The organism is Enterococcus pernyi, from assembly GCF_045371165.1.
GTDB classification, from domain to species: Bacteria; Bacillota; Bacilli; order Lactobacillales; family Enterococcaceae; genus Enterococcus_B; species Enterococcus_B pernyi.
This window is the reverse complement of record NZ_JBIQDM010000007.1, coordinates 1-25392: the sequence shown is the minus strand read 5'-3', so window position 1 is coordinate 25392 and position 25392 is coordinate 1. Positions and strand designations below refer to the sequence as shown.

Annotated in this window: 27 protein-coding genes, 15 tRNA genes, 1 rRNA gene and 2 pseudogenes; 9 read left to right on the top strand and 36 right to left on the bottom strand. The window is 37.6% G+C overall.

All coding sequences use genetic code 11. From position 1 onward, the window contains the following. The first annotated feature begins 70 nt into the window (after positions 1-70). From ACH0AK_RS09605 to ACH0AK_RS09595, 3 genes are all read left to right on the top strand, one after another. Positions 71-793 (top strand): GntR family transcriptional regulator, encoded by a 723-nt coding sequence (locus ACH0AK_RS09605; protein WP_023519447.1) that lies wholly within the window; start codon positions 71-73, stop codon positions 791-793. A gap of 251 nt (positions 794-1044) precedes the next feature. Further along, positions 1045-2022 carry a ring-cleaving dioxygenase gene (locus ACH0AK_RS09600; protein ID WP_062805425.1) on the top strand — a complete coding sequence of 326 codons (978 nt, stop codon included), beginning with the start codon at positions 1045-1047 and terminating at the stop codon, positions 2020-2022. Between the two features lie 20 nt (positions 2023-2042). Further along, a complete protein-coding gene (locus tag ACH0AK_RS09595; protein WP_010735818.1) occupies positions 2043-2645 on the top strand; it encodes an alpha/beta hydrolase in 603 nt (200 codons plus the stop codon). Between the two features lie 206 nt (positions 2646-2851). Here the strand turns inward: ACH0AK_RS09595 and ACH0AK_RS09590 are convergent, their stop codons facing one another. The 11 genes and pseudogenes from ACH0AK_RS09590 to ACH0AK_RS09540 all read right to left on the bottom strand — a co-directional run bounded on the left by ACH0AK_RS09590 (position 2852) and on the right by ACH0AK_RS09540 (position 8552). Further along, entirely contained in the window at positions 2852-3115 is a 264-nt protein-coding gene (locus ACH0AK_RS09590; RefSeq protein ID WP_010735819.1) for a hypothetical protein, read from the bottom strand. A 372-nt stretch (positions 3116-3487) separates the two neighbouring features. Continuing rightward, positions 3488-3793: a hypothetical protein gene (locus ACH0AK_RS09585; protein ID WP_023519445.1), complete on the bottom strand. Its 306-nt coding sequence runs from the start codon at positions 3791-3793 to the stop codon at positions 3488-3490. Between the two features lie 9 nt (positions 3794-3802). Next, positions 3803-5053: an alpha/beta hydrolase family protein gene (locus ACH0AK_RS09580; RefSeq protein WP_226076268.1), complete on the bottom strand. Its 1251-nt coding sequence runs from the start codon at positions 5051-5053 to the stop codon at positions 3803-3805. Continuing rightward, positions 5050-5445 (bottom strand): hypothetical protein, encoded by a 396-nt coding sequence (locus ACH0AK_RS09575; RefSeq protein WP_244062948.1) that lies wholly within the window; start codon positions 5443-5445, stop codon positions 5050-5052. The genes ACH0AK_RS09580 and ACH0AK_RS09575 overlap by 4 nt, the downstream gene beginning before the upstream one ends. Before the next feature lie 70 nt (positions 5446-5515). Continuing rightward, complete coding sequence (locus ACH0AK_RS09570) at positions 5516-5923, bottom strand: hypothetical protein (RefSeq protein WP_244062938.1); 408 nt, start codon at positions 5921-5923, stop codon at positions 5516-5518. 241 nt (positions 5924-6164) lie between these two features. Continuing rightward, positions 6165-6563: a hypothetical protein gene (locus ACH0AK_RS09565; protein WP_499796871.1), complete on the bottom strand. Its 399-nt coding sequence runs from the start codon at positions 6561-6563 to the stop codon at positions 6165-6167. Between the two features lie 19 nt (positions 6564-6582). Continuing rightward, positions 6583-6828 (bottom strand): hypothetical protein, encoded by a 246-nt coding sequence (locus ACH0AK_RS09560; protein ID WP_244062940.1) that lies wholly within the window; start codon positions 6826-6828, stop codon positions 6583-6585. Next, the gene (locus ACH0AK_RS09555; RefSeq protein WP_244062941.1) at positions 6825-7220 is read right to left on the bottom strand and encodes a hypothetical protein; all 396 of its coding nucleotides are present in this window, start codon (positions 7218-7220) and stop codon (positions 6825-6827) included. The genes ACH0AK_RS09560 and ACH0AK_RS09555 overlap by 4 nt, the downstream gene beginning before the upstream one ends. A gap of 56 nt (positions 7221-7276) precedes the next feature. Next, positions 7277-7588: pseudogene (locus ACH0AK_RS09550) on the bottom strand (lipase); the annotation flags it as partial. After that, a complete protein-coding gene (locus ACH0AK_RS09545; protein ID WP_041684184.1) occupies positions 7585-7992 on the bottom strand; it encodes a hypothetical protein in 408 nt (135 codons plus the stop codon). The pseudogene ACH0AK_RS09550 and the gene ACH0AK_RS09545, both read right to left, overlap by 4 nt. A gap of 272 nt (positions 7993-8264) precedes the next feature. Next, the gene (locus ACH0AK_RS09540) at positions 8265-8552 is read right to left on the bottom strand and encodes a hypothetical protein (RefSeq protein ID WP_438784572.1); all 288 of its coding nucleotides are present in this window, start codon (positions 8550-8552) and stop codon (positions 8265-8267) included. 584 nt (positions 8553-9136) lie between these two features. On the opposite strand from ACH0AK_RS09540, the gene ACH0AK_RS09535 reads away from it, so the two are divergent. From ACH0AK_RS09535 to ACH0AK_RS09525, 3 genes are read left to right on the top strand one after another with little or no spacing between them, the layout of a single operon-like run. Further along, the gene (locus ACH0AK_RS09535) at positions 9137-9433 is read left to right on the top strand and encodes a hypothetical protein (protein WP_226076421.1); all 297 of its coding nucleotides are present in this window, start codon (positions 9137-9139) and stop codon (positions 9431-9433) included. After that, a complete protein-coding gene (locus ACH0AK_RS09530) occupies positions 9373-10062 on the top strand; it encodes an MFS transporter (protein ID WP_226076415.1) in 690 nt (229 codons plus the stop codon). The genes ACH0AK_RS09535 and ACH0AK_RS09530 overlap by 61 nt, the downstream gene beginning before the upstream one ends. A gap of 32 nt (positions 10063-10094) precedes the next feature. Continuing rightward, positions 10095-10355: an MFS transporter gene (locus ACH0AK_RS09525; protein ID WP_226076264.1), complete on the top strand. Its 261-nt coding sequence runs from the start codon at positions 10095-10097 to the stop codon at positions 10353-10355. Between the two features lie 135 nt (positions 10356-10490). On the opposite strand, the gene ACH0AK_RS09520 is transcribed toward ACH0AK_RS09525, so the two are convergent. The 7 genes and pseudogenes from ACH0AK_RS09520 to ACH0AK_RS09490 form a co-directional block, all read right to left on the bottom strand. Then, positions 10491-11159, bottom strand: coding sequence for a DUF624 domain-containing protein (locus ACH0AK_RS09520; protein WP_062805430.1), 669 nt, complete (start codon positions 11157-11159; stop codon positions 10491-10493). 12 nt (positions 11160-11171) lie between these two features. Beyond that, positions 11172-12007: pseudogene (locus ACH0AK_RS09515) on the bottom strand (carbohydrate ABC transporter permease). A 13-nt stretch (positions 12008-12020) separates the two neighbouring features. Continuing rightward, complete coding sequence (locus tag ACH0AK_RS09510; RefSeq protein WP_023519438.1) at positions 12021-12917, bottom strand: carbohydrate ABC transporter permease; 897 nt, start codon at positions 12915-12917, stop codon at positions 12021-12023. 219 nt (positions 12918-13136) lie between these two features. Further along, positions 13137-14402 carry an ABC transporter substrate-binding protein gene (locus ACH0AK_RS09505; RefSeq protein ID WP_010735826.1) on the bottom strand — a complete coding sequence of 422 codons (1266 nt, stop codon included), beginning with the start codon at positions 14400-14402 and terminating at the stop codon, positions 13137-13139. Positions 14403-14437: 35 nt separating this feature from the next. After that, on the bottom strand, positions 14438-15571 hold the full coding sequence (locus tag ACH0AK_RS09500) for a glycoside hydrolase family 88 protein (RefSeq protein ID WP_226076259.1): 1134 nt from the start codon (positions 15569-15571) through the stop codon (positions 14438-14440). A gap of 11 nt (positions 15572-15582) precedes the next feature. Next, positions 15583-17370, bottom strand: coding sequence for a DUF2264 domain-containing protein (locus ACH0AK_RS09495; protein WP_499796869.1), 1788 nt, complete (start codon positions 17368-17370; stop codon positions 15583-15585). Next, positions 17279-17584, bottom strand: a complete 306-nt coding sequence (locus ACH0AK_RS09490; RefSeq protein WP_023519435.1) for a hypothetical protein — start codon at positions 17582-17584, stop codon at positions 17279-17281. Before ACH0AK_RS09490 ends, ACH0AK_RS09495 begins: the two co-directional genes overlap by 92 nt. Positions 17585-17892: 308 nt before the next feature. On the opposite strand from ACH0AK_RS09490, the gene ACH0AK_RS09485 reads away from it, so the two are divergent. Beyond that, positions 17893-18948, top strand: coding sequence for a LacI family DNA-binding transcriptional regulator (locus ACH0AK_RS09485; RefSeq protein WP_023519434.1), 1056 nt, complete (start codon positions 17893-17895; stop codon positions 18946-18948). Between the two features lie 181 nt (positions 18949-19129). Here the strand turns inward: ACH0AK_RS09485 and ACH0AK_RS09480 are convergent, their stop codons facing one another. Continuing rightward, entirely contained in the window at positions 19130-20803 is a 1674-nt protein-coding gene (locus ACH0AK_RS09480; RefSeq protein WP_226076255.1) for a heparinase II/III family protein, read from the bottom strand. 3 nt (positions 20804-20806) lie between these two features. Further along, on the bottom strand, positions 20807-21655 hold the full coding sequence (locus ACH0AK_RS09475) for a hypothetical protein (protein ID WP_137072144.1): 849 nt from the start codon (positions 21653-21655) through the stop codon (positions 20807-20809). 595 nt (positions 21656-22250) lie between these two features. Between ACH0AK_RS09475 and ACH0AK_RS09470 the strand changes: the two genes are divergently transcribed. Beyond that, positions 22251-22967 carry a helix-turn-helix domain-containing protein gene (locus ACH0AK_RS09470; RefSeq protein ID WP_226076246.1) on the top strand — a complete coding sequence of 239 codons (717 nt, stop codon included), beginning with the start codon at positions 22251-22253 and terminating at the stop codon, positions 22965-22967. A 167-nt stretch (positions 22968-23134) separates the two neighbouring features. Next, a complete protein-coding gene (locus tag ACH0AK_RS09465) occupies positions 23135-23761 on the top strand; it encodes a hypothetical protein (RefSeq protein WP_226076243.1) in 627 nt (208 codons plus the stop codon). A 111-nt stretch (positions 23762-23872) separates the two neighbouring features. On the opposite strand, the gene ACH0AK_RS09460 is transcribed toward ACH0AK_RS09465, so the two are convergent. From ACH0AK_RS09460 to rrf, 16 genes are all read right to left on the bottom strand, one after another. After that, a tRNA-Leu gene (locus ACH0AK_RS09460) sits at positions 23873-23956 on the bottom strand. Positions 23957-23973: 17 nt separating this feature from the next. Beyond that, positions 23974-24045: transfer RNA gene (locus ACH0AK_RS09455), tRNA-Gln, on the bottom strand. Positions 24046-24054: 9 nt separating this feature from the next. Beyond that, positions 24055-24127: transfer RNA gene (locus ACH0AK_RS09450), tRNA-His, on the bottom strand. Between the two features lie 64 nt (positions 24128-24191). Then, positions 24192-24276: transfer RNA gene (locus ACH0AK_RS09445), tRNA-Leu, on the bottom strand. Positions 24277-24292: 16 nt separating this feature from the next. After that, positions 24293-24363: transfer RNA gene (locus ACH0AK_RS09440), tRNA-Cys, on the bottom strand. Between the two features lie 38 nt (positions 24364-24401). Beyond that, positions 24402-24473, bottom strand: a tRNA-Gln gene (locus tag ACH0AK_RS09435). A gap of 10 nt (positions 24474-24483) precedes the next feature. Beyond that, a tRNA-His gene (locus tag ACH0AK_RS09430) sits at positions 24484-24556 on the bottom strand. Between the two features lie 2 nt (positions 24557-24558). Continuing rightward, a tRNA-Trp gene (locus ACH0AK_RS09425) sits at positions 24559-24632 on the bottom strand. Positions 24633-24638: 6 nt separating this feature from the next. Next, positions 24639-24719: transfer RNA gene (locus ACH0AK_RS09420), tRNA-Tyr, on the bottom strand. Position 24720: 1 nt separating this feature from the next. Next, positions 24721-24796 (bottom strand) — tRNA-Phe (locus ACH0AK_RS09415). 43 nt (positions 24797-24839) lie between these two features. Continuing rightward, positions 24840-24912 (bottom strand) — tRNA-Asp (locus ACH0AK_RS09410). 12 nt (positions 24913-24924) lie between these two features. Beyond that, positions 24925-24997: transfer RNA gene (locus ACH0AK_RS09405), tRNA-Val, on the bottom strand. 16 nt (positions 24998-25013) lie between these two features. Further along, positions 25014-25085, bottom strand: a tRNA-Glu gene (locus tag ACH0AK_RS09400). Positions 25086-25101: 16 nt separating this feature from the next. After that, positions 25102-25190, bottom strand: a tRNA-Ser gene (locus ACH0AK_RS09395). Positions 25191-25229: 39 nt separating this feature from the next. Further along, positions 25230-25303, bottom strand: a tRNA-Asn gene (locus ACH0AK_RS09390). Between the two features lie 12 nt (positions 25304-25315). After that, positions 25316-25392 (bottom strand): 5S ribosomal RNA (gene rrf, locus ACH0AK_RS09385); the annotation flags it as partial.

Below are 25392 nucleotides of genomic sequence, written 5' to 3'. Positions count from 1 at the left end.
CGCGCTTCTCATGCTTTTATTGGTTGTCGGCGCTATGATCTTTCGTTATACTCAAAGTGAGGTGAAAAACGTGCCAAAATATGAAGAAATCGCAAATGTCCTAAGAGATCGAATTCGTTCAAAAAAATATCCACCAAATAGTTTTTTACCAAATCAGGTGGATCTAGTCGAAGAATTCAACGCTAGTCGAATGACGATCAAAAAAGCCATCAACATCTTAGCCATGGAAGGACTCGTTTATTCCCAAAGAGGGTCTGGAACTAAGATTTTAAGCCATCCTTATTTAAACAAAGATACTTCTCCAGCTAATGAATACGAAGGATTAAGTTTACAAATGAAACGCCGACAACGCTCGCTGACAAGTCAGATCATTCAATTCGATGTTGAGTTTCCTAATGCTTTTATTCAAGAACGCTTGATGATCGATGCGGAACAGCCTGTGTATAATATTCATCGCCTACGTATCTTAGATGATGAACCGTATATTCTAGAACATACTTTTATGCCAGTTCAACTTGTTCCAGGATTAAAGAAAGAGCATCTCCTATCATCGATCTATGATTATTTGCACAAAGAACTCAATGTCCATTTTGCCGGAGCCTATCGCGCGATCTCAGCAGATAAAAGCTCTGCATTTGATCAACAATATTTGAATTGTGCAGAGACCGATCCAGTTCTTGAAGTCCAGCAAGTAGTCTATCTAAAAGATGGTCAACCCATCGAGTATTCCTCAAGCCGCAATCGCTTTGATGTCCGCAATTATTCACTGTTGGATGTCCGTGGAAATCAATAAGCATTCTGACTTTTCCTATCGTCATTTCATCTAAGCAACGTCTACGATCTTACTATCGTGAGCGTTGCTTTTTTATATCGTCTTAGCTGACTACACCTCTTCCTCTCATTAAATCGAGTGAACAATATTCCAGAAGCAACCTCTCTTTCAACTAGTAAGACATATTTATTGCAAAATTTTTGGTGACGCCCTATACTAACTTTAATAACATTCACTTACTTTTTGTAAGTTAAAAGAAAAGAGGATAAATTATGGATACAACAATCAGAGGCGTCCACCATGTGACAGCAATGACATCTAGCGCAGCAAAAATCTATCGCTTCTTTACAGACATTTTAGGCATGCGTTTGATCAAAAAGACAGTGAATCAAGATGATATTGAAACTTACCACTTATATTTCACCGACGAACATGGCTCTGCCGGTACAGATATGACCTTTTTTGATTTTCCCAACCAGCCAAAAGGAACGAAAGGAACGGATACGATCGCACGTACGTCTTTTCGTGTCCCTTCCGATACAGCATTAGAGTATTGGTTGGCTCGCTTTGAAAAATACCAAATCACTCATTCTGAGATCAAAGAACGTTTTGGTAAGAAATATCTTGAATTTGAAGATTTCGATGAACAAGCGTATCAATTGATTTCGGATGAAAAAAATAGCGGCGTTCCTGCGGGTGTTCCTTGGAAAAACAGTAGTATACCGACAGACGTGGCAATCACTGGACTTGGTCCGGTCATCGTACGTGTGAGTGATCTTGAGCCGATCCGAACAGTATTGCTGGCCTTACTCGGTTTTAAAGAAACCGAACAAGTGGATGATTTTTATTTGTTTGAAGTTAGTGCTGGTGGAAACGGCGCTAGTATCATCGTCGAACATCGTGCCGATCTACCCAAGGCCATCGAAGGGTACGGCAATGTCCATCACCTCGCTTTACGTGTCGCTGATCATGAAGCACTACAGTTTTGGATCAATAAAATTAGTCAAACGTCCCTACCTAGCTCTGGATTTGTTGATCGCTTTTACTTTGAATCTGAGTATTTCTTAGCTTCTACTCATGTCTTATTTGAATTAGCCACCGATGGCCCTGGATTCTTTGGAGATGAACCCGCTGAAACAGCTGGAGAGATCCTTGCTTTGCCACCATTATTAGAAGCAAAAAGAAAAGAAATCGAAGCGTATGTTCGACCTTTTGACACGCGTGATGCAAACCAAAAACGGGTAGATTAACGACGACAGGAGTGAGTCATTTGAAGTATCTTTATAGACAAGGAAAAGCAACACAAAAAAAATTGATTCTACTTCATGGAACTGGCGGCGACGAACACTCACTTTTGGAAATTGCAGAGTTTCTTGCACCTGAAAGTACGCTTTTATCCTTTAGGGGGAATATCAACGAGCAAGGCTTGAATCGTTTTTTCAAAAGAAACGGCTTGAACCAATTCGACTATGACAGTTTAGCTGAAGAATCTACAAAACTATATAATAAAATCAAGGAAATCAGTCACTTACAGGATATCCCATTAACTGATTGGATCGTTGTCGGTTTTTCAAACGGGGCAAATATTGCCGCTCATATCATGTTGGCTCAACAGACAGAACTAAAAAAAGGGCTCTTCTTTCACCCGATGTCCTTAGATGACTATCAGGAAAAATCAGAACTCCCTGACACTTCTGTCTGGTTATCCTTTGGCGAAGGAGATCCTATCGTTTCTAATACTTCATTTAGTCATTTAGTTCGCGAATTTGATTCACGAGGCGCCAAAGTAACAACACAAATCACAGATCAAGGACATCAATTGACAATGGATGAGTTGACCCATGCCAAGCAATGGCTTGATACTTTAGACTAATGCATAGCGTGTTTTTTGAAACGAAATCCATCATCCAACATCGAAAAAGAACTTGGGAAAACAAATCGTTTTCTCAAGTTCTTTTTTACATTTTAACTCCACTTGTTGGACGAGGTAGCTTGCAGTTCGGATAAATCAATTATAAAAAGAAACACAGAGGAACAGCCCGCCAAACTAACACTTATTATTCTCATGATAACACTGATTTATTCAAACACTTTCAATTCTTTTTCTTGTTCATCGAATACTTCTATTACCTTTTTGGCAAATCCTCCTTTTAAAGAATTTTCTAACTGATCACGACTACTAGAAAATGAATTTTCCGCTTCCTTTACCGCATCCTTATGGGTTTTATCCGTCGTTTTCTTTTCTGCCGCTAAATTTCCCTGCATGGCAATTCCCACAGTTTGGACATTCCATCGCTCTAAAGTTTTTCTTAATTCATTTAACAAATCTTCTAATTCATCCATGACTTCCCGTTGCCAAAAATCTATAATTAGTTCCTCAAGATAAAGTTATCTAACATCTAATTTATAGAGATTATATATTTTGACAAACTAGTTTCCTCCTTATCTACCTCTTATTTTTGAGAGACTTTACGCTATAACCAACGAAAGCGCTCCTCAATCATTCTTAAATTCCTCTTTTGATTGATACATTTTTATAGACTAATCTATATGAGACAATTGCCAAATATAGAAAATTCGAATTTCAAAACTCCACTTTCATTGAGTAAAGCAGAATGAACTTTTAGTATAATTTCTCCTCAACCACAAGCTACGCATTATTGATCCATTTAAAATGACATGTGGGTATGTTTTTATGTAATTATTGCTCTTTTATCACTGATTTAACTTTCGATAAGCCGCTTGATACTCTCGTTCTAAATCATCAAATCGTTGATGTAACTGACGTCGTTCTGAATTTAATGCTGTCTTATATTGCTCTTCTGCAATTTGATATTGTTTCCTTGCTCTCATCAATGGTTCGTTATCACGGGCTAAACCATTTAGACTTCGCCTTAACAGTTGTTCAGATTGTTCAACTACTTCTTCTCCTTTTCGGTTGAAATATCGCAACAAGTCTTCCTCTTCTTCTAGTTTGATTCGTTTTCTCTGATAGTCTGCTTGCAACTCTTCAATCGTCATTTTCTTCCCTCATCCCTTTAGTTGATTGGCTAATTCTTGATCTCGTGCGACTAAATCATCGATTTTATTTTTGATTTCTTTCGCCAATTCGTCATAGCGTTCGCCTTTTCGTCTGGCTTTTTGGATTCTTTGTTGACACTTTTCCTTTGGCGTCATTACGTGTGTTTCCCATGTCACGCCAACAGATGCCAATGTTTCTTTTACTTCCCAAGCAGTCAAAGAAGGTGCAGCATGTTCCGCTCTTCGTAGCTCTTCTGCCCAATTCATTTCGATTCGTTCAATACTACTCTGATTGATTCGAATGACTTTTTCCATTGCACTTTTAGTCTTTCGTCCCATTGTTTCTACAACTACCTTTGTTTGACTATGATTTAAATAAATTCGCTCATTCGCTGATAAATGTCCTCCACTCGCAGTAAACTTCTCACGCCATTTTTTCAACGTTCCCAAATGACTTGAGAAATCACTCATTGCTTTATGTTTTTCCTGTTGTATACTTGCTTTCGTATTATAGTCGTTCTCTGGAATGATCAGATTTCCGTATTTATCAAACCTCCAAATATCTAAACCATGATAATCAAACGGATTCATTAACCCCATTTCCATGCTTATTTTTATTTCTGCGCCTGTTCCATCTCCCATGAGATTGCCAAGCAATTCATCCCCACGATTACGATAATTCGTCAACATCCCCGGATTTTCCTTTATCCATTTTTTGGATTCTGGAGATAATAGTTCGTAAGGATCTGGTCCATTGAACCCAACATTTTTCCATTGGTTTTCAGCTGCGACATACAAGGCTAGATACTGTCCTAATGAATGTCCAGTTGTAGAAATTTCGGCATCTTTATACTCATTCTTTACCTCTTTCGCAAACTCAGTAGCTGACGTCAATTGCCCTGAAACACGTGCTTGACTAGGTGTCATAGAAAAACCCGGACTAACTGTTTTATCAAAAAAACCACCAATCGTTCGTATATCTGTTTCTATATCCTTAAAATCTGATGTATTTGTTCCTGCATAAGAAATCACTACTTGGGAAGTATCAACATTCCCTTTTTCATCCAGCGGAGCAACTGCCATAGCTTGCATGCCATCTGTTTTAGAGTTTTCTTTAAGTTTTAGTATTTTGAATTCGGTACCATTAAAATCGCGAATAGCTCCTTCTTTTAAGCTAGAATCATATTTCTTTTTATTGTTAGGATCTGTCCAATAAACGACATCACTATAAGTTTGATAATCTTGGTCTGTAATTGTCAAATCTCTTCTTCCTCCCCACTAGTATAAATCACCCTTATTTTATTTTTAGTAATACCTTTTATTTGTATTGCTCTATCCTCGACACCAAAATCCCCTAACTTATTAGATTCTTTCCAAAATCCATACGAAAAATAAACTGATTGTCCTTTTAGATTTTTCATTGTTACAAATAATCTATACGAACCAGTCATGTCATTTTTAGCAGAACCTTCAAATTTTATCTCTGCAATATCCGCAAATGTATTTTTTAATACTCGTACCGATTGTTTCTCTACTGCTAACAATTCTTGTGCTTTTCTTTCTTCTCTCTTATCCATGTATAATTTCCCTCCAATTACGATTATTACCAAACTGAGCATGACTGTTATACCTATTAACAGTTTTTTATTCATTCGTTTTTTCATAATCCCTCTCGCTTCTTATCGATATCGTTAATACACCAATCTGCCTATTTCACTAGGTTCAAACATCTTCCTCCTCCCCATTGGAATAAGTTACTTTTACTTTGGTATTAGTTACCCCTTCAATTTGTATATGGCTATCTATAATTCCATAATCACCAATTTCTTGACTATGTTTTCCAAATCCATACGAAAAATAAACTGATTGGTCTTTAATATTCTTCATAGTAAGAAACATTCTATATGAACCTGTCATATTGTTATAAGCTGTATCCTCAATTTTCACTTCTAAAATATCCGCAAATATATTCTTCAAAGCTTGGACCGATTCTTTTTCTGCGATTAACAATTCTTGTACTTTTCTTTCTTCTCTATTATCGATGTATACTTTCCCGCCGACTCCAATCATTACCAAACTAATTATTACTGTGATGCCTATTAACATTTGTCTTTTCATTCGTTTATTCATTTTCTATATCCTTAATATCTTATATATTTGTTCTTGCATAACAAATCACTACTCGGAAAGTATCAACGTTCCCTTTTTTCATCCAACGGAGCGACTACCATAGCTTGCATGTCATCTGTTTTCGAGTTTTCTTTGAGTTTTAGCATTTTGAATTCAACCCCACCGAAATTTTGAATAATCCATTCCTTTAAATCAATATTATATCTAGGATGTTTAGGATCTAGCCAGTATACCTGCTCCCTTAACCATTGGAATGAATCACTTTTACTTTATTTTTCGTAATTCCTTTTACTTGTATTGTTCTATCTATAATTCCATAGCTATCAATTTCACGACTATGGTTTCCAAAACTATAGGAAAAACAAACAGACTGGCCTTTAGTATTTGTTAGAGTAACGCGCATGCCATAAGCCTCCGTCATGGAAACTTTGTCATATCCTGCATCTTCCATTTTCACCTCTAAAATATCCGCAAATATATTCTTCAAAGCTTGGACCGATTCTTTTTCTGCGATTAACAATTCTTGTGCTTTTCTTTCTTCTCTCTTGTCGATGTATACTTTCCCGCCGACTCCAATCATTACCAAACTAATTATTACTGTGATGCCTATTAACATTTGCCTTTTCATTTGTTTATTCATTTTCTATATCCTTAATATCCTATATATTTGTTCCAGCACAAGAAATCACTACTTGGGAAGTATCAACATTCCCTTTTTCATCCAGTGGAGCGACTGCCATAGCTTGGTTGCCATCTGTTTTAGAGTTTTCTTTGATTTTTAGTATTTTGAATTTTTCCCCGTAAATAAATTTTATAGAAGCTTCTCTAAAATTTTTATTATGTTTAGGGTCTGTCCAACAAATATACTCACTTAAATATCTATAATTTTCATCAGTTAAAATCATATTTCCTCACCTTTACCGTTTGAATAGACTACTTTTATTTTTTCAGTAGTTCTCCCACTTTTTTGAACTTTTTCGTTTTCTAAACCATATCCCCCAATCTTCATGGAATTTTTTGAAAAAAGATAATCAAAACTAACTGATTCTCCATTCGTGTTTGTCATTATAATAAAACCACCATATGTACCTGTTTTTTCGTTCCTAACAAAATGTTCAATTTCCACTTCTGCAATATCCGCAAATGTATTTTTTAATACTTGGACCGATTGCTTCTCGACTGCTAACAATTCTTGCGCTTTTCTTTCTTCCCTGTTATCCATGTATACTTTCACGCCGATTCCGATTATTACCAAACAGATCATTACTGTTATACTTATTAAAATTTGCTTACTCATTCATTTTTTTCATATATCTTCTCTCTTTTAAAGTATTATCAATGCACCTAACCACCTGTTTTATCAAAAAAACCACCAATCGTTCGTATATCTGTTTCTATATCCTTAAAATCTGATGTATTTGTTCCTGCATAAGAAATCACTACTTGGGAAGTATCAACATTCCCTTTTTCATCCAGCGGAGCAACTGCCATAGCTTGCATGCCATCTGTTTTAGAGTTTTCTTTAAGTTTTAGTATTTTGAATGTAGTCCCGCTAAATTTTCGTATTTCTCCTTCTTTTAAAGTAGGATCATAGTAAAGATGGTTAGGGTCTATTCTATACACTACTTCATTTAATTTGTTATAATTTTTATCTGTAATTTTCATACATAGTCCACCTTACCGTTTGAATGAATTATTTTGACTTTATTTTTTGTAATTCCTTCAATCTGTACACTGCTATTTTCTATTCCGTAATCCCCCATTTTTCGGCTATGCTTTCCAAATCCATACGAAAAATAAACTGATTGGTCTTTGATATTCTTCATAGTAACAAGCATTCTATATGAACCTGTCATATTGTTATAAGCTGTATCCTCAATTTTCACTTCTACAATATCCGCAAATGTATTTTTCAAAGCTTGGACCGATTCTTTTTCTGCGATTAATAATTCTTGTGCTTTTCTTTCTTCTCTCTTATCCATATATACTTTCCCTCCAATTACGATTATTACCAAACTGATTATTACTGTGATACCTATTAACAGTTGTTTATTCATTCGTTTTTTCATTTTCTATATCCTTAATATCTGATGTATTTGTTCCTGCATAAGAAATCACTAATTGGGAAGTATCAACGTTCCCTTTTTCATCCAACGAAGCGACTGCCATAGCTTGCATGCCATCTGTTTTAGAGTTTTCTTTGAGTTTTAGTATTTTGAATTTATAACCTTCAACAACTTTTATAGAACCTTCTTTATATGTTGAATCATATTTCTTTTTATCATTCGGATCTATCCAATAAACTCTATCATTAAAATTTTATATTGTTCATCTGTATTGCTCAAAGTATTTCCTCCTCTCCATTTGTATAAATTATTTTGATTTTTTCATTAGTTATCCCTACTTTTTGAACCTCTTCATTTTCTAATCCATAATCCCCTATATCATCATTTTCTTTCCAAAAACCATATGAAAAATAAACTGATTGTCCTTTGGTGTTTTTCATTGTTACAAACAATCCATAAGAACCCGTCATATCATTTTTAGCAGAACGTTCAAATTTAACCTCTGCAATATCCGCAAATGTATTTTTTAATACTTGGACCGATTGTTTCTCTACTGCTAACAATTCTTACGCTTTTCTTTCTTCCCTGTTATCCATGTATACTTTCCCGCCGATTCCAATCATTACCAAACTGATCAGCACTGCCATACCTATTACAAGTTGTTTGTTTGTTCGGTTTCTCATCTATCCCTCTTTTCCTTTCAAAAATAAAGTTTCGCTTCTCTATTTAATAGATACGTCAAAGACAATCAAAAAACGAAAAACTGAGAAACATCCTCTAAACAATTTATCAGCTACTTCTCCATCAAAATAAATCGTTATTTAATAGTTGCTCATTTTTGGAAAATCCAAAATCAATGCGGTTGATTCATCTTTATATTTAAGGATTAAATTTCACTACTATCTCTTAGATCAATTTATTACGCAACTCATCCTATCATTTTTACATTGTTATTTATTACATTCCTAATAAAAGATCTTTTTAGTATCATAATCGTATGCATAAATACTTCCCTCCTATTTGTTCTTTACAAATTTTTTTAGATATGATAAATTCGTGACAGCAATTAGGACACATTCTCCGAAAAACCCTTTTGGGCATATAAATTGTTAAACACATGATTTATATCAAAAGGGAGAGAATACAAATGTCAAAAATTATTTATGATGAAAAGAATTGGAAAACGAACATAGCATACTTACTAACATCGCAAGCCATCTCAATGATCGGAACGATGTTGGTACAGTATGCTATTATTTGGCATGTCACATTATCAACCCAATCAGGAACGATGGTTGGTTTGATGAACGCTATTGGCATCTTACCAATGGTGCTGGTCATGCTTTTGCAGGAGCACTTGCTGATCATTACGACCGAAAAAAAATCGCTATTTTATCTGATAGCTGCGTTGCACTTGCTTCTTTGTTCATGGCGATTTTATTGATGATAAACAAAGAAATGGAGCATAATCTTTTCTTATTATTGGGACTGATATTCATTCGCTCTGTAGGTCAAGGATTTCAAACGCCTGCTGTCTCTTCGCTCATTCCACAAATTGCCAAAGAAAAGCACTTAGTACGGATCAACGGTATTGATCAAACGATCCAAGCTGTGATGATGCTTGCAAGTCCTGCATTAGCAGCAACATTACTGACAGTTTTACCTTTAGAGATGATATTGATGATCGACTTTGTGACAGCGGTTATCGGTGTGACTATGCTGTTTTTTCGAGTAACAGTTTCTCCAATGAAATCTCAAGAAACAAATAAAATAAACATGTTATCCGAAATAAACTCAGGTATCAAATACCTCCGTACTCATAAAATCCTGCTCGCACTGATCCTTGTTGGTTTTATGGGCAGTATATTTTCTACACCTGCTGCAAATTTAGCGCCTTTACAAATCACTCGTAATTTTCATGACGGACTATGGCAGCTATCAGCCATTGAGATTGGTTTTGCTGCTGGGATGTTAGTTGGAGGATCTGTGATGAGTACTTGGGGAGGTTTCAAAAATAAAATCAAAACGATTGCTTTAGGCTATTCATTATTGATCCTTCCTTTTTTATATTAGGTATCACATCAAGTTTTTGGTTGTATTTCGTCATGATGGTAGCAATTGGTTTTATTGTGCCCATCTCACGAACTGCTATGGTTTCATTCTTTCAAGCAAAAACGGATAACGCATATATGGGGCGTGTTATGAGCTTAGTAACGATGGCGATCAGTAGTGCTTCTCCAGCTACGATGTTGATCCTAGGTCCATTAGCAGATATGCTTTCAATCGATTGGATCATGATAGCAAGTGGGCTTATGCTGATACCACTTGTCCTATGGCTATTGGTCGGAAAAAGCTTTCGATTTTAGGATCTATTGACCTTTTTTCGAAATCTTCCAGCCACCGATAAATGAATACTATTTGAAATGATTAGCCCCCAAAAGTTAGATTTTTTGGTCTAACCTTTGGGGGCCTATTCGTTTTCATTTTTTATGTGTTAACAGCTACTTATTTTGATTTAGATAGCGATACGTCTGCTTGCAGTTCAAATAAATCAAACCTAAAAATAAGCAGGGTGTGACCAAGAAACCAAATTGGGGCTTAACGACCATCACGACCAACAAAAGAAACACCAACACAGTATTCAATAAACTAATGTACCATTTTCTCACTACATAATAGAAAGAGACATGGTAGATTTTTCGTATGGAGATTTCTGGATTTTTCACTTGGAGATAAAAATTATTGATCATCAGATTAATGGCCAAGATAATGAATATAAAAAAGAAAGGAATGAGCCATTTTCCGATTGGTTGGTCCATGAAAAACAGGATATCGACAAAAGAAATCACGATTACAAGATATCCTGGACCACCTAAGTACATACTTTTTTTCCATAACGAGCGATACAATTGAAAAAAAGTTTTGACTGGTACTTCATTTTCTTGGATTCCCTCGACAAACCAGGCAAAAGTTGTCATGGTGGCAGGTAAGAAAAAAAACAGACTTCCTAAGAAAAAGAGGCTATTCCTGATATCGATTGCAGTAGTTACTACGACTAAAAAAAATGGGAGATTCACAAGTAATAAGCATAAATTACCCGCCAGAAAACTATATGCTAAACGAAACAGCTTCATGTAAACATTCGTTTCAAATGTTTGCTTTTTAAACATAGCCTTTCCTTTCTATCCTTTGACCCCAGAAGAAGCAATACCTTCAACAAAATATTTTTGCATGGCTAAAAAGACGATCGCAACTGGTAAAACAGACAACACAGACGCTGCCATGATCAAGGCATATTCCGTATCATACAATCCGACGAACATTTTTAATCCTAATTGGATCGTTTTATTTTCTGTAGATGACAGATAAATAAAAGGTCCCATGTAGTCATTCCATGTATTGACAAAAGTGATGATCATCAAACTAGCCAAAGCTGGTTTAGTCAATGGTAAGATGATCCTGCGATAGATGCCCCATTCGGATAATCCATCGATTCTTGCACTTTCGCAAAGTGAATCGGGAATACTACTATAGTATTGTTTCAATAAAAATACGCCAAACGCACTAAATGCTTGTAACAAAATCAAAGAAAGTAACGTATCAGATAATCCTAATTGCCGCATCATGATAAATTGTGGGATCATATAGGATTGCCATGGAACAGCGATCGTACCAATATATGCAAGAAAAGGAGGTTTCTTCCTTTAAAGTGCATTTTGGAAAATCCATAAGCAGCAAAGCTTGATGTAAATAACTGGATCAGCGTAATCACGATACTTAAAATAGCTGTATTTTTGAAAAAGGTCAATAATGGAATGCGTGTCCAAATGACCGAATAGTTTTCTGGATGCCAGGTTTTAGGTATCCATTGGATTGGAACCGAAAAGACATCATTGTTTGCTTTGAATGACGCAGAGATCATCCAGATAAAAGGGATCAAAGTGAGCAGTGAAAAAATTAGAAGTAACGTAAATACTAAAATTTTATGAAATGATTTTTTTTCTGATCGATTATTCATCCGTTTTCCTCCTTTACACTTTCTCTCGGATCTGATTCCATTTAAACTGGATGACTGTAATCACAAGGACGATGACAAACAAGACCATAGCAATCGCTGAAGCATAGCCGAAATTGAATTTTACGAACGCTTCACTATAAACTTGATAAACTAACACATTGGTCGCACGCCCCGGTCCTCCATCAGTCATCACTTGAACAAGGTCAAAAATCTTGAAGCAGTTGATAACCAACATGATCGTCACAAAAAAGGTTGTTGGGCGCAATGCAGGCACGGTGATGTGGATGAATTGTTTCCATTTATTCGCACCATCCATTGCAGCTGCTTCGTACAATTCTTTCGAGATCCCTTGTAAGCCAGCTAAGTATAAAATCATGTAGTACCCCATTCCTCGCCAGACACTAACGATAATGATCGCTGTCAATGCCCAATCTGAACTAGACAACCAACCAGGGGGATTTTCGATAACCACACGTAAAAACTGGTTAATCGGTCCCATAGTAGGATGGAACAACATACTCCACACCACTGCGATTGCCACTAATGATGTGACATACGGAAAGAAAAAAGCTGTCCGAAAAAATTTGACTCCTTTGATTTTCTGATTCAATAAAATGGCCAAGCCCAATGAACATACCAATGTCAACGGAACCACACCGATCGTATACAAAAAGGTGTTTTTAAGAGAGAGCCAAAATGTATCATCCGATAACATGCGAGTGAAATTTTGCAGACCAACAAATTCGGGTGTACTAAAGGAATCCCATTTCATAAAGGCTAAAATCAATGAAAAAACAACAGGTACTAAAGTAAAAATCAAAAATCCAATAAAATTTGGCGCAATAAATGACCAAGCAATCAATGTATTTTTACGTTTTAGTTTACGTGAAGCTGACTTCGTTACTTCCATAGCTTGATGTTAAAAGAACCAATTGGTTCTTTTAACGCTCCCCCTTTCATTAAAGGCAATAACAGGTATTCCTGTTAGCTATACACTGAAGGCGCAGAGAAAGCTCCTTCAGCATATAGTTGACAAGATAGCGGAGGAAAATCATTTATCCCCCTTATTTATTTGATATGAAAATGAAAGAAATCTTACACCTTCAAGACAAAATTGCCACACACCTTTTTATTCACTTTCTTGTTTTACTCGTTTTTCCATATTACCAATTGCTTCTTTTGGTGTTTCGTCTCCTACTAAAATCAGTTCATGTTCTTCTTGTAAAATCTTATCGATAGCTGGTCCGTTTTCATCCACTGGAAACTCAATAGCGATTTTCTCCGGCTTGAAAGCTGTTTGTGAGACTTCGTCATTTGGCATTCCGTTGTGGCTAAAGTACAACTCATTGATCGCATCTGTTCGATAAGAAGGTACTACACCTACTTCTGCTAATACTTTAGCTCCCGCTTCACCCGAACAAAAATCAAGGAATTTTTGCGCTAGTTCTTGTTCTTTCGAGTTCTTATTGATTGCAAAGGCTGTTGGTGACCCAAATGTTTGGATTTCCTTTCCTTTTTCATTTTGTGGCATTTGAGAAATCCCCCACTCCACATCTGTTGTTCCAGCATCGATATTAGTCAACAAAGCGCCCATGTACCAAGAGCCCATATACATCATGCCTGCCTTGGAGTTTTCAAATTGAGATTGATAGGTCACATTCGTCGACTTGGCCGTACCAAAATCCATCTGTGCTTGGTCTTCTTGCATCCGCAATACACGGTCATAGTACTCACCTAAAAATCCATAATCTGGCTCCACCAGATTTTTATTATTTTGCGCAGCAGCAATCGCTTGAACAGTCGAACGCCACGTATGTTGGTATGCACCGTATACTTGCTCTTCTGGTTTTGAAAGTTCTTTCGCTAATTCTTCGTATTCTTCCCAAGTCAAATTATCTGGATAAGGCAATCCTGCCTCATCAAATAAATTTTTATTATAATAAAGCACCCAAAAGTCTGTACGATACGGTTGCGCATAGGTTTTTCCATCAATATCATACATCTCGTAGCTTTCCATTGCAGGGTCTGTGTCTAAATCTTTGATGTGTGAAGATAGATCGACTAATTGATCTCTTAATGCATAGTTTGAATAAGACAAGAGATTTTTCATCGTCAACACGTCTGTCGAATCTCCGCTAGCTAACATCGTGGTCAATTTCGTATCATAATCATCTGAAGCAATATCTACTGGTTTCACTGTTACCCCAGGATTTTCCTTTTCAAATGCCCGAAAAAGTTTGTCAAATTCTGGCGTAGTATCATAATTCCATGTACTGACTGTCAACACCGTTCCGTCCGTTTGATCTTGTGCTTGGTTTTCATTTCCGCAGGCCCCCAACCATAGCCCTCCACTAACAAGTAATCCAGTAACTAAACTTTTTTTCCAAAACTTCATATTCCAATTCCCTCCATTTCTTTCATCTTAGTTTTTTACCAGTAACTGTACCAAACTTTTTTCAGTCTTATCATGGCTTCTACATAGTAGTAATCCCCCCAGATCATGCACTCCTTCACTCCTTTATTTGATTTTTTGTCATAGACTCCTTCAAGTAACAAGCCGTTCGATTGTGGCGAATCCACACTTGTATAATCAGTTGATAACGTTTTCATAATTGTGATAGCAACAGTCTGATAATATTCTTTTTTCGGATCGCTTAATGGCAGTTGCTTCGCCAGTTCCAATAAACCACACACCGCGATTGCCGCAGCGGAAGTGTCTCTTTCTTCACCACTGCCATCATGAAATACTAAATCCCAATAACAGATAGTGTCTTCTGGTAAGCAGTCGATGAAATAGTTAGCCAGTTTTTTGGCTGTTTCTAAAAACGTGTAATCACCTGTATGATTATAACTCAGTGTAAAGCCATAGATTCCCCATGCTTGCCCACGCGCCCAACAAGAATCATCTGAAAACCCTTGTTGTGTCTTACCACCGATTGCTTTGCCAGTTTTCGGATCAAAATAATACGTATGATATGTCGTAAAATTATCACGAACGATGTAACGTTGTGTTTGTTTGGCATGGGCATAGGCAGCTTCTTTATAACTGCTCTCTCCCGTCATATTAGATGCAAAATACAGAAGCGGTAAGTTCATCAGACAATCGATGATCATACGCCCACGTTGGTGCTCATCCTTTAAATCTCCCCAAGCTTGAATGATCTGTGTATTAACGTCATAACGCTTCATCAGCCGATCCGCTGCTTGAATTGCTAATTCTTTTGAAGATTCCCGTCGGTTCACTTGATAATCAGCTACTGCTGAGAGTGTGTACAAAAAACCGATATCGTGCGTTTCAAGCGCAATGTCATTTTCAAGGCGTTGACGAAAAGATGCCAATTGTTTTTCGATCGTTGCATCAACCGCTTGGTCATTCGTCAGTTCTTTTACTAGGAAGAGCATCCCTATCCAAAAACTAGCTGTCCAATCCGTGTTTTCCTCTGGAACGTAGACAAGGTCTACGCTCGTAGCAGGTGGTACGGTATCTTGAAAAAGTGTCAGATTTTTTTTGACTTTATTAGTTACAAAATCAATTTCATGTGTCAACCAATCAAATTGTGTCATTCCTACCTCCATTATCTAATCGTTAGTTCGATCGTTTGATTCTTTTGTTGGATCAGTAATTTTTGTCCTTTTTGCTCAATAACTGGCTGGATCACTGTTTCACCAGGTAAAGTCCCTGAAACAAGGGATACAAGCAAGTGTTTGCCTGAGGAGATCTCAGCTGAGACAAAAGGTATCATCGTACGTGGGTAAAAGAGATTCGTATTTGGTTCCGTTCGCACAACATCCGCTTTTTCATACCCGATGATGCCCTCGATCTTTGAGATTCCGATACTTGTTTTTGCTTCGATACTTAACGTGTCTGCTTTTGGCAAAGTCTGTTCGAGAGGGACACTAAAACCTCCGTCATAGGCATGTATAGAATCTGTTGTTTCAATTTCATGAACTCTGACATGACAGTTTTCCAGTGGAACGATCGTGGAATGAATTTTGACGTCTTCCCACGGAGACCACTCATGGATGATACGATCAGGTAGAACAGAAAAATCTAGGTCTAACCCTTTCGGACGGAAATAATGACCATCTTTTGCCAAAGCTAACGTACTGTCGTAAGCACCTTCGTAATACCTATAATCAGATTTTGGGACACTGAAACCGAAGCGTGTCGAATAGACGAATTTACTATATTTGGCATGTGGGAAGCTTTGCTGATTGACAAACTGCCCAGCTGGGAAAGCTTGAAGATGCGTCAATGACTGATTGTATTGGTAAAAATTTTTGCTTTCCGGCAATGCTAGCGTCTTTTCTTCAATTTGTAGTGGACATATTTCTGCTTGCCAATACGGATGATCATCAGGTACAGCCAATAAGAGAAAACTCTTCATTGCCCAATAAGGAGAACCCGGTCCGTTATACCCTTCTCCAAACACTAGATTTTGATAATGATATCCAACAGTTAGAAGCCCATCTGTCGAGAAAATCTCTTTATCCATCCAGTTTTCTAAATGACGACTAAGCAACCCTTTGATCTCACCCCAAGGGAGTGCTTCCACATCCGCGAACACCAAGGCACTGAAAAAGCTCGCTTGGGCAAAGCGGTATGTCAAGCTACGACCAAAAGGTAATGCTTCGCCATTAGCATCAAACCAATATTTAAATGTTTGAGCAAAAAGAACGGCCCGCTCTTTGATCCGTTTTGTGCGGACTGGATCTTCCTCTGCCATAAAATGGGCATATACTAAGCTGTAATAATGGATCGCAAATGAGACGTAGTAATCATATTGCGTATATGCCCCGTCAAAATACCAACCATTGTCATTGTAAAAATGCTCGATCACTTCAAAATCTTGATCGATTTGTTGCAGTGAATAGGATTTGCCACATTTTTTCAATGCGATATTCACCAAGATACGGAAAAAATACCAATTATTTTTAGGTATTTTACGCGAATTGACTGTGAATAACCATTCTGCCAAGTTCGTCTGTTCCATCGAAGTTAAACGTCCCCAGATTTTTTCAGGATTCAAAAGCAACGTTGTACTTATTGAAGCCATCTCGACAATCAACTGGTCATAGTCTGTTACTGTCCCCCAATACTCATCACTCTGTGGATCAGTCCCTGCACTGATTCCTTTCAGATAATCAGATGCTAATTCAGCATCATCTTCGTCGACCAGATAAGGACCAAATCCCCAGAGTGGTCGTAAAAATGCTTCAACTTCTCTTGTTGCCTCTGAATAGACGGTGCCATGTGTTCCTAGTTTTAATTTACCCGGTTGATTTTTGTAATAAGGACGTAACGGTGCCATTAACTGGCGAAAATTTTCTTGCCATTGTTTTTTTGTACGAAATTGTTGCATGTATATTCTCCCTTTCAATTAAAAATCCTTTGATAAACCCATAATATTCTCCGTAAACGATCACTTCATCGCCCACATTGATTGATGCTGCTTGTTCATTGAATACTTGGTAATCACTGGAACCACTTCTCAGAATAAAGCGATCGCCTTTTTCTATTTGTTCTTTACCATCTGATCGTATAATTTTTCCTTCGATTTTTACCCACTGATGCAATGGAACCTTTGCTGACTGATATTCTTTTTCAGTAAAAACATGCGCCTTTTGCTGGATTTCTTCTTTGATTTGATTTTCAAAAGCCTTCTCTTGTTGTCGGCTATTTGTTTGACATCCTGTACAAAAACTAACGATAAAAATGAATTGTAATCCGAAGAGAAATCGTTTGATTTGGTTCCCCTCCTAATGAAATCGTTTTCTTTTACTAAATTTTACCTAAAATCAGTAAAAAGTCAACATTTTTACTTGCCTTTTTACTGAAATTACCTATACTATAATTAATAAAGTCTATTATCCGGAGGTAGCTTATGGCGACGATCACCGACATCGCAAAGGAAGCAGGCGTATCGATTTCTACTGTTTCACGCGTTTTAAATTATGATGATACACTCTCAGCAACAGAAGAAACCAAACGTAAAGTTTTCGAAATTGCAGAAAAGCTGAACTACACTAAATATAAAAAGAAGGCAAAAAAAAATGGCAATTCCCACTCAGCAAATGGACTGTTGAAAAAAAAAGGTGTCCTTGGTTTGATTACTTGGCGCACGAGTGACGAAGAACTAGAAGATATTTATTACATGTCCATTCGTTTAGCTGCCGAAAAACGTGCAGTAGAACTTGGCTATCACGTCATTAACTTTTCCCAAAACGAACAACATCAAATCCAAGCAGTCGATGGCATCTTAGCAATCGGTAAATTCACGCAAGAAAAAATTGATGAATTAAATACTACTGCGCCAAATCTATGCGTCGTCGGATCAAATTTTCCTTTTCACGATTATGACTGTGTCAATACTGATTTTGGTCAAGCCACTGAAGTCGCACTTACTCATCTCTTAGATTTAGGACATAAAAAGATTGCCTATATCGGTGCAGAAGAAAGTGCCAATCTCTACGGGTATCGAACCTACAAAACACCAACGACTAATACGTATATCGATATGATGAAACATCATCAGCTATTCGACGAAAAATATTTTTTCGTAAAAGAAAATAGTTCTCTTGACGTCAAAACGAGTGAATCACTGACAGAAAAAGCCTTAGTACAATGGCAAGACGATCTACCGACTGCCATTTTAGCCGCAAATGATGCTTTTGCTATCGGTATCATCCATACATTGAATGCTCATCAGATCCAAGTACCTAAACAGATCAGCGTGATGGGTATCAATGATTTATCAATTTCTCGCTACATCACGCCACCCCTTTCAACGGTCAGAGCTTATACAGAGGAAATGGGCGAAACAGGCATCAATCTTTTACACGAACGTATCCACTCCCCTGGTATTGCGAAACGAATCCTATTAGATACAGAATTAATCGTCCGTGGCTCAACTACCCCACCAAATAAAAAGAACTCATGATTGATAGATGAACTTCCGATAAATAAGCTAGAAAACCCGAATTTTTAAAACTTTGGGGTTTTCTAGCTTATTTACGAAGGAATTGCTTCTGAAACACCATTTATTCAGTTGCGAGGATGTGTGTGTCACTACCTCATTCCATTAAACAAGTCCCACGCTTACCGCTGATAATCACGTGCCCTCATTTACTTTTGATCGCAATCTCGATCTGGATTGTTTCTTCTTTCAGCAACTGATAAGTCGCTTGGATCAGCGTAGCTTCATTTTTTTGGCCATAGTGATCGTAATAACTTTCTTTGATCAACTGCACAGGTTTTGAAAAATACATCTCACACTTTTCTTTTTCTCCTGTGATACATACCGTTTTCCCTATAACTTCCACTGGATTCGTCGTTATAAAATTTTCAATAACTAACTGATTTTCTTTTTCGAATGTAAATGCATCACTCAAAACAAGTTGTCGTTTCGAACGATCCACTTCTATTGTCCGATCCATCTGGCGTAGTCCTATCTGCGAAGGATACGTGGAAGCCAATTCTGTCTTGAAGACTCCACCAGTTCTCGTTGATTGAAAACTCGTATGTTCTGCCGCAACAGCTCCAGGTAATTGGTAACTGTTCGCAACGATAGGAATACTATGCCCAAGTGCGCTGTTCACTAAGAAAAGATAACGTGTTTTTTCATCAAAGTAATCTTTTGTATATTCTCCCGCTCCAAGATCGGTAAGAAATAAGTCTTCTCTCGTACCAAATACGAAATGACCAATATCTATATGATTATGGCTTTCATCATTTCGTCCTCCCTTTGCTGCAAACACCAAATTTTCTTTCGAAGATTGAAGAACGCCCCATGCTACATCCTCAAAATAATGAAGGACTTCTTTTTGATCATTCACAATATGTCTTTTTGACCAGAGTAAATTACGTAATAAAGGGGCAAAACGATAACAATGATCAAAATCTAAGTCATTGATTCTCACAACTTCAGGAATTGCGACATGGAACCTTTCCTGACAGAAACTCAATAATCCACTTGGTAAGTCCGCTGGGTGGTAGTCGGAAAACGGTATAGCCTCTGTTTCAGCGAGCATCACATCATTAGGGAAAGCCGCGATCTTTTTCACTTTATCACCCAACAGATAGCGGTCATCATCATAAACTTGTTGGTATTTTTCTGCAAAATAAATATAATAACCAAATCCATATGCCCAATAGCTGACGCCTTCCTCACATGCGCCATCCATCCCAAAACTTCGTAAATAAGAGGCCATACAACGATCTACTTTCCTCAATATCTCCGCTTGTGATTTACCGTCTTTTTCTTGTATATCCAAGGCAGCCATACCAATCGAACCACCTACAACCGCACTCCAATTGTTCTCAAATGATTCAAACGGCCATGTGTTTGTTACAAAAGGAACGAAGAGTCGTCGATCGATTTCCGACCGGATTCGAAACGTCAATAGTTCAGATAATTCTTTCTCAAACAATTTGACTATCTCTGCTAACATTTGTCCTGTCTCAGCTACAAATAAATCGATCCATGTCGGGGAATCCACACGAAAGTGATTCGCTTCAATTGGTAAATGAGCTGGTAAACTCCAACTATACTCATTGCAGATCCCCCACAAAACTTGTTCTAACCCTTCAACTACTTCGGCTTCTTTTTTTTGCAATAAGGACAACGCCAAGACAGTAGCATGTTTACGTCTTGCAAAGTACGCCTTCTCAAAAACCAATCGCTCTCCAGTCATCAAAAACTCTCTATACCCCGAGACTGGCAACTCAGGAACTACTTTATTCGTAAGATACTCTTTTTTGGCTTCTGACAGTTGCTTCAAAAAGTATTTTTTCATTGCTTATCCTTTCATCGGCTGATCATTCATGCCCCACAATTCAATTTGCGTCAATGCAGGAAACGGCGATGGGTCATTCGCTTGAATAAGATCACAAAAGCGAATAGTTTTGGTCTTTCTTGCACTAAATGAAAAATATTGTGGTTGAGCTGTTTTTTCGGTCGCAAACGTCTCACTAGTTCCATCGTCAAACTGAATCGTCACATTCGTCCAGTAACTATCATGTGGAAAGTCTGCTCGCCATGTAAAACCAACTTTATCCAATTGGACCTCTCGACCAAAACCAATCGTCAAAGCTGCATCAGCTTGCTGATTGATGCCCCAAGATTGAAATGGGTATGAACCATGAGAATGATTCGCGTATACGCCATCAATCGCATTACATGCAAAGAAAGTGGCATCATTTCTCGTTTCCACATTTGCACTCGCATGTGGATACGCACCAGTTTCTTCTTTTTGATCATGCGGATTCAACGCTAAATTACGATACATCTTCACTTCCTCTTCAGAAGCACAACGAACACTTAGATAATGTCGTCCCCCAGAAAAACGAGTCTCCGGTCTGGCTTTGATACGATTGGAATGAAATGATACTTCATAGGTCCATTTATTTCCCGGTAGATAGATCAGTGAACTTTCTAAAGTTTCATCTAGTTTGACCCATAGGTACCTCCCAGACTCATCCATTTCGACAGCAATTTGATCTCCTTCTTGGTACTCAAATTTTCTCATAGACAAATGCACAAAATTTTCTGCTGTCACAACCAAATCTTTTTCTATTTCTTCTTCTCCTTGAAAACTTTTTCTTGGAACTCTTTCTTTATCATAAATCGCTAATGTTAACTTCGTCATTTCACTACCCCCTAGTGATCATTTTTATCTATTATAACGTGACTGGCAAGAAAAGAAAACGATTTATTTTACTAAATATTTAGTAATTTAATTTTCGTTATTTAGTTAGAAATACTATTTCCATTTCTAATAAATTCAGATTCAAATTTGTTACTACTGCTAAAAATCATTGTTACCAACTGAATATCTCACTACATATTTATATCCATAAAATAAGTTTTTATTTAAAATAAGATTAGATTAAGTAAATAAATAACCTTGTATCTCTAACTAAAATTACACAAAATCAATTATATTCATTATTAAATTTAAGAAAAATGAGATTCAGCATAACGTTTTATCTATTTAAAATAATATTTCATCTAATTCACAAATGAAATTCACCGCTTAAAAATAAGTTTTATCAAAGATAATGCCAAAAAAAGTCGGGTAAATCATCGCTCATCGGAAATAGTTAAATAAAAATGTGAAAATAATGATAAAAAAATTGATCAAATTTTAAATAACTAAACACTATTAGTAATAACTATATTTTCATCTTCTAAAGTGTACTTATTATCAAATTCTACATTTGTCTTAAAGAAAGGTTTCTCTCATGAATAATTTACCTATGACATTACAATTAGATAATCAATTCAAACGACAGTATAACTTACTACAGTTTATACGTACGCACCAAAGTAAGAATTTAACCCTTAGTGATCTATCACAAAAGTTAGGAATTTCAAAACCAACTTTACGAAAAGATATCGATATTATCAATCATTCCTTACCTACGATTGATTTTCAGATTACTTACAATGAACAAGGATTCTTACAAATAGACCCTCAAGAAATCTCTGTCGATTCAGTCATTACTATACTAGCTAAAGATACAACCATTTATCGTATGATGGATCTATTGCTTCATAACAAAACGTATAGTACAGAACAATTATCGGACTACTTGATGATCTCTCGTAGTTCAATTTTCAATATCATTCGTCATATGAATGAAGTACTGAAAGAGTATCGCATATCGAAAGCAACCGGTCCGCTCACTTTTATTGGCAAAGAAGAAGATATTCGTTTTTTACTCTTTTCTTTTTATTCAAGCTTTGGTGATAGTCAGATCATTGATTCTGATAGCAATCACCATGCGCAATCAATTATCGCTCATGGTCGAAAAAGTGGGATAACTTTTCTACATTTTAGCCATTTTCGTTTTTCGCTTTGGTTATCGATTGCTAAAGTTAGAGGGCAGTCTAAAAATTTTTGTCACTTTAACAATAGCACCGTTGCTTTAGTCAAAAAAATCGAGGCAATCAGCTGATTGAACATCTGATTGCCTCCTACTATTCTTCACTCTTCAAGCTAACGATTCCTGAATCAGAATCGCTATGGCTGTATCTTGTTTTTTTACATTGTGTCTCTTATTCAAATTGGCAAGGATTAGATGAAGAACGAACCTACGCCTTTCGTTGTCAAGAAGGTGCAGTGGTGGTCGATGCAGTCCAACGTTTTTTATTACAGGTTTTTCCAAAACAGATGCTGGATAATGGTGCTTTAGATAAAATCGAAGCCTTCTTGATCAATACGAGATTACTCTCAAAGATGAGCCCTTCATATGAAATGACCTCTGTTGCTTTGATTGATTTAATGAAAAAAAAATACCCAGAGCTTTTTCACCTTTGGCTTCAGCATTTAGAGCGATTAAAAGTCCATCCGATGTTTGAGTTCACACATCTTGATCATTTAGCTGCTAGCCTGACCACGTTCCATGCAACGATTTTAAGGATCAACTCACAACAACCTCTGAGGGTCATCGTAGCACTACAAAGTTGTCCCTCGATGGACGATTATATTATTCAAGAAGCAGAATTACTCTTCTTGCGACAAATCTCAGTCAAATTTTTGATTGAACAACCAGTGACAAAAAAAGAAATCAATGATCATCAAGCCAACCTGATCATCTGCAACTATGATCTACATGTAAACGAAGATTTCCCGTGTCCGATTCACCGTTTGCCTAATATTCCTACACAAGAGGATTGGACGCTTCTAATGGATAGAATCACTCATTTAAATTCAGCCACTTCCACAACAAACTATACAGGCTATTTTTAATCACTTAGATATTTTTCCTGGCGTATATTATCCGTTCGTATATATGTCTCAATGCCGATAACGTCAAACAAAGAAAAAAGCACCAACGTATAGACTACATTAGTGCCAAAATACCGGCGGCCGGGGTCGAACCGGCACGATCGTGAGATCACTGGATTTTGAGTCCAGCGCGTCTGCCAATTCCGCCACGCCGGCAAATAAATAGATAAAAACTGGGGTAGCTGGATTCGAACCAACGCATGAGGGAGTCAAAGTCCCTTGCCTTACCGCTTGGCTATACCCCAATAATAAAGGGCGAATGATGGGAATCGAACCCACGAGTGTCGGAGCCACAATCCGATGCGTTAACCACTTCGCCACATCCGCCATAATAAAATAATTTGTTATTTAATTTCCGAATAAAAAACTAAGATGTGGTCATCTTAGTTAATACCGGCGGCCGGGGTCGAACCGGCACGCCCTCAACGGGCACTGGATTTTGAGTCCAGCGCGTCTGCCAATTCCGCCACGCCGGCAATGTAATTAGTACTAAGGCGGTAACCGGATTTGAACCGGTGATGAAGGTTTTGCAGACCTCTGCCTTACCACTTGGCTATACCGCCATTATACTATTTTAAGCTATAAATTAATATTTATAGGACTGGGGTAGCTGGATTCGAACCAACGCATGAGGGAGTCAAAGTCCCTTGCCTTACCGCTTGGCTATACCCCAATGAAAAAAAGGCGAATGATGGGAATCGAACCCACGAATGTCGGAGCCACAATCCGATGCGTTAACCACTTCGCCACATCCGCCATGGCAGGGGCAGCAGGAATTGAACCCACACTAACGGTTTTGGAGACCGCTGTTCTACCTTTAAACTATGCCCCTATAAAATGGAGGAGAGTGGATTCGAACCACTGAACCCTAAGGAACGGATTTACAGTCCGTCGCGTTTAGCCACTTCGCTACTCCTCCATGGTGGCGCGGGACAGAATCGAACTGCCGACACACGGAGCTTCAATCCGTTGCTCTACCAACTGAGCTACCGCGCCATAAAGAATAAATTATTTATTTTTCTTAATTGAATAGAAATGACGGTCCCGACGGGAATCGAACCCGCGATCTCCTGCGTGACAGGCAGGCATGTTAACCCCTACACCACGGAACCAAATCATTATTATGGAGGTTAACGGGATCGAACCGCTGACCCTCTGCTTGTAAGGCAGATGCTCTCCCAGCTGAGCTAAACCTCCAATGTATCCAATTAAATGACCCGTACGGGATTCGAACCCGTGTTACCGCCGTGAAAGGGCGGTGTCTTAACCGCTTGACCAACGGGCCAGTAAAACATCAATTACGGAGAGTAAGGGATTCGAACCCTTGAGACAGTTTGCACCATCTACATGATTTCCAATCATGCTCCTTCGGCCTCTCGGACAACTCTCCAGAGTGAAAGAAGCTCATTACTCTTCTCATAAATGAGAACTCCGGCAGTAGGACTCGAACCTACGACATCATGATTAACAGTCATGCGCTACTACCAACTGAGCTATGCCGGAATAATAATACCAGCGTGGCGGCGTCCTACTCTCACAAGGGGCAACCCCTCACTACAATCGGCGCTAAGAAGCTTAACTTCTGTGTTCGG

What these genes read in the sequence shown, in the direction of transcription:
- ACH0AK_RS09600 (WP_062805425.1), top strand. Translation starts at nt 1,045, where the DNA reads ATGGATACAACAATCAGAGGCGTCCACCATGTGACAGCAATGACATCT.
- ACH0AK_RS09590 (WP_010735819.1), bottom strand. Translation starts at nt 3,115, where the DNA reads ATGGATGAATTAGAAGATTTGTTAAATGAATTAAGAAAAACTTTAGAG.
- ACH0AK_RS09585 (WP_023519445.1), bottom strand. Translation starts at nt 3,793, where the DNA reads ATGACGATTGAAGAGTTGCAAGCAGACTATCAGAGAAAACGAATCAAA.
- ACH0AK_RS09575 (WP_244062948.1), bottom strand. Translation starts at nt 5,445, where the DNA reads ATGAATAAAAAACTGTTAATAGGTATAACAGTCATGCTCAGTTTGGTA.
- ACH0AK_RS09570 (WP_244062938.1), bottom strand. Translation starts at nt 5,923, where the DNA reads ATGAATAAACGAATGAAAAGACAAATGTTAATAGGCATCACAGTAATA.
- ACH0AK_RS09565 (WP_499796871.1), bottom strand. Translation starts at nt 6,563, where the DNA reads ATGAATAAACAAATGAAAAGGCAAATGTTAATAGGCATCACAGTAATA.
- ACH0AK_RS09560 (WP_244062940.1), bottom strand. Translation starts at nt 6,828, where the DNA reads ATGATTTTAACTGATGAAAATTATAGATATTTAAGTGAGTATATTTGT.
- ACH0AK_RS09555 (WP_244062941.1), bottom strand. Translation starts at nt 7,220, where the DNA reads ATGAGTAAGCAAATTTTAATAAGTATAACAGTAATGATCTGTTTGGTA.
- ACH0AK_RS09545 (WP_041684184.1), bottom strand. Translation starts at nt 7,992, where the DNA reads ATGAAAAAACGAATGAATAAACAACTGTTAATAGGTATCACAGTAATA.
- ACH0AK_RS09535 (WP_226076421.1), top strand. Translation starts at nt 9,137, where the DNA reads ATGTCAAAAATTATTTATGATGAAAAGAATTGGAAAACGAACATAGCA.
- ACH0AK_RS09525 (WP_226076264.1), top strand. Translation starts at nt 10,095, where the DNA reads ATGATGGTAGCAATTGGTTTTATTGTGCCCATCTCACGAACTGCTATG.
- ACH0AK_RS09520 (WP_062805430.1), bottom strand. Translation starts at nt 11,159, where the DNA reads ATGTTTAAAAAGCAAACATTTGAAACGAATGTTTACATGAAGCTGTTT.
- ACH0AK_RS09510 (WP_023519438.1), bottom strand. Translation starts at nt 12,917, where the DNA reads ATGGAAGTAACGAAGTCAGCTTCACGTAAACTAAAACGTAAAAATACA.
- ACH0AK_RS09505 (WP_010735826.1), bottom strand. Translation starts at nt 14,402, where the DNA reads ATGAAGTTTTGGAAAAAAAGTTTAGTTACTGGATTACTTGTTAGTGGA.
- ACH0AK_RS09500 (WP_226076259.1), bottom strand. Translation starts at nt 15,571, where the DNA reads ATGACACAATTTGATTGGTTGACACATGAAATTGATTTTGTAACTAAT.
- ACH0AK_RS09495 (WP_499796869.1), bottom strand. Translation starts at nt 17,370, where the DNA reads ATGCAACAATTTCGTACAAAAAAACAATGGCAAGAAAATTTTCGCCAG.
- ACH0AK_RS09485 (WP_023519434.1), top strand. Translation starts at nt 17,893, where the DNA reads ATGGCGACGATCACCGACATCGCAAAGGAAGCAGGCGTATCGATTTCT.
- ACH0AK_RS09480 (WP_226076255.1), bottom strand. Translation starts at nt 20,803, where the DNA reads ATGAAAAAATACTTTTTGAAGCAACTGTCAGAAGCCAAAAAAGAGTAT.
- ACH0AK_RS09475 (WP_137072144.1), bottom strand. Translation starts at nt 21,655, where the DNA reads ATGACGAAGTTAACATTAGCGATTTATGATAAAGAAAGAGTTCCAAGA.
- ACH0AK_RS09470 (WP_226076246.1), top strand. Translation starts at nt 22,251, where the DNA reads ATGAATAATTTACCTATGACATTACAATTAGATAATCAATTCAAACGA.